We start from the raw sequence: 2,844 nt of genomic DNA on the forward strand, positions 1-2,844 counted from the left end.
GTAGCTTTGATTATTTTCATGATTGTATATCATTCAATTAAATTAAAGATATATCGTCAGGAAATATTGGACTTACAAAACCAGATCAATGGAATTAAAACACTACCATTACAATATAGATTAGGCCGTGTACAGTCTATTGCGAAAAATATGCCAGAAGTGGCTGAAGAATATGAACAATTCACAAAAGATTTTGAAAAGATTACTGAATTCCAAAAGAATGAATTAGGTGTTCTTGTGAATGAAGTGGATGAATCTTTATTTTATGGAAAGACCCATGGTATAAAGAAGAAGTTTGCGTTGATTCGTGAAATGACTCAGCGTTATGATCATGACGCTAAAGACCTTCTTGCACGTATAGAGAAGGTGACAGAAATAGAAAACATCCAGCGTGTAGAAATCATTAGAGTAAAAGGAAAATACCGTGAGGTAGGCAATGAGTATGAAAAGATTCGTGTTAAAGTAGAAGAATTTGTACCACATGCTTTAGAAATGTTTAAAGAATTAGATGATGATTTTGTGAAGCTTGAAACATTGATGAATAATCAGATGTTTGCGGATGCAAAGAATTTTACTGAAGAAATTGAAAATCGTATTGATAGTCTTCAAGAGAACTTAAAGGATCTTCCTTCTTATGTATATGTTGTATCTGACTTATTACCAAGTAAGATTGATAAGGTGGATGAATTGATTACTTCTTTAGAAGGTGATGAATATGCACTTGAAGAAATGAATATTGCAGCACGTCGTCAGGAAGTAGATAAACAGATGGAAGAATCTATTGCCCATGTAAAGAATGTTGATATCAAAGGTGCAGCAGAAGTGCTTGAACCATTAACTGGATTAATTGAAGAATTAGTGATTGATTTGGGTAAAGAACTTGATTCTTATAAGCAGTTTAAGGAAAAGTGGAGAGAAAGTTATAATGAACTTCAGAGATTGACAGATGTTTATCAAAATACAATGAAAGAATATCGTCGTTTGATTACTGAATTTGTGATTGATGAAGAAGAAGTTGTAATCAGTAAGAAGTATGAAGAATTTAAACAGATTCAAAAGGATGCCAATGATTTAATTGAACAGATGGAATCTGGACATTTCGCTTATGCAAATATGTTGGAACATGTAGAAAATCTATATGATCGAATGATGCAGCATGATGCTTATCTTGAAGAATTTAAAAAGCAGAAAGAAGATATTGATACTAAGAATCAGAAAACAGAAGAACTCTTAGAAAATATCAATATTGTCTTATTAGAAATTAAGTCAGAAATCAAGAATGAACATCTTCCTTTAGTAAATGATTCTTATCGTGATTATATTGCGGATTCTTATAATAAAGTAGAAGAAATTAAACGTTTTAAAGCCCATAAACCAGTTGTATTGAATGAGTTATGTGCCAAGGTAGAAGGGGCAAGAGATGTGATTTATAAGCTTTATGATAATGTACATAATATGATTGTAACTGCAGGTATGGTTGAAGATGCAATTGTTTATGCGAACCGTTATCGTTCAATGTTCTTAGAAGTGAATACAGAACTTACAAAGGCTGAAGTCTTATTTAGAAATGGTGAATATCGTAATGCATTACAAGTGGCAGTAGATATTCTAGAAAGACTTGAACCAGGAAAATATGAAGAGCTTATTAAAAGGAAAGAAATTAAGTCCGCTTAGGGTGGACTTTTTTCTTTTATATCGTTATTATTTAAGGCGAGGTGATTAGATGATTTATCTAGACTATGTAGCTACGACACCTCTTGATGAGGAAATACGCTCTACATATACAAAACTTTTAACAACTTATTTTGCGAATTCTGATTCTGCATATGCACCAGGTTATGAAGTAAGCCGTTTAATTGAGCAATCAAGAGCTCATATTGCGAAATTACTTCATGTTTCTCCTGATGAATTGATTTTTACATCATGTGCATCAGAATCCAACAATACAGCAATTAAAGGAACAGCTTTCCAATATATGAATAGAGGAAAGCATATTATTACAACAGCTTTTGAACATTCAAGTGTTGCCAATACATTTAAACAATTAGAGGAAGTGTTTGGCTTTGATGTAGATTATGTGTCTATTGATTCAAATGGACATCTTGATTTAAAAGAATTAGAATCTTTAATAAGAGAAGATACAATTCTTGTTTCTACAATGTATGTGAATAATGAAGTAGGAACAATTAATCCTATTCATAAAATTGCATCTATTGTACATAAAAAGAATCCTAAAACTAAATATCATGTAGATATGGTACAGGCTTTAGGTAAGCTTCCTATTACATTAGATGATATAGATTTAGCTACTTTCTCAGCTCATAAGGTATTTGGCTTAAAGGGAAGTGGATTACTCTATAAGAAGCGTACTGCAAGCATTATACCTCTTATTAATGGTGGTCAGCAGGAAAATGGCTTAAGAGGTGGTACAAGTAATGCATGCGTGGATATTGTACTCGCAAAGACAATGCGTAAAGCTATTGAATCACAAAAGAATCATTATGATTATGTAAAGTCACTAAATGACTATTTACGTGTACAATTAAGTGCGATGGACAATGTAGTGATTAATTCACCAGAGGATGCGAGTCCATTTATTTTAAACATTTCATGTCCACACTATAAACCAGAAGTTATTGTGCATGATTTAGAAACTAAAGGAATCTATATTTCTACTAAGAGTGCATGTTCAAGTAAAAAAGTAGAAATCTCTCATACACTGGCTGCTATGCATTTAGATCCCCTTATTGGAACAAGTGCACTCAGACTCTCATTCTCACATCTCACTACAAAAGAGGAATTAGATACATTCCTAGATGCATTAAAAGATACATTAAATAGAAT

At 32.2% G+C, this 2,844-nt stretch carries 2 protein-coding genes; both read left to right on the forward strand.

Going from position 1 to position 2,844, the window contains the following annotated elements; all coding sequences use genetic code 11:
* Positions 1-1,674 (forward strand): septation ring formation regulator EzrA (locus ACT8VG_RS09560; protein ID WP_444195727.1); only part of this gene is annotated, 1,674 nt, incomplete at its 5' end.
* Between the two features lie 49 nt (positions 1,675-1,723).
* A partial coding sequence (locus ACT8VG_RS09565; protein ID WP_444195728.1) for a cysteine desulfurase family protein occupies positions 1,724-2,844 on the forward strand: 1,121 nt, incomplete at its 3' end.

Origin of the sequence: Catenibacterium sp., assembly GCF_052354645.1 — a bacterium.
In the GTDB taxonomy this organism is placed as follows: domain Bacteria; phylum Bacillota_I; class Bacilli_A; order Erysipelotrichales; family Coprobacillaceae; genus Catenibacterium; species Catenibacterium mitsuoka_A.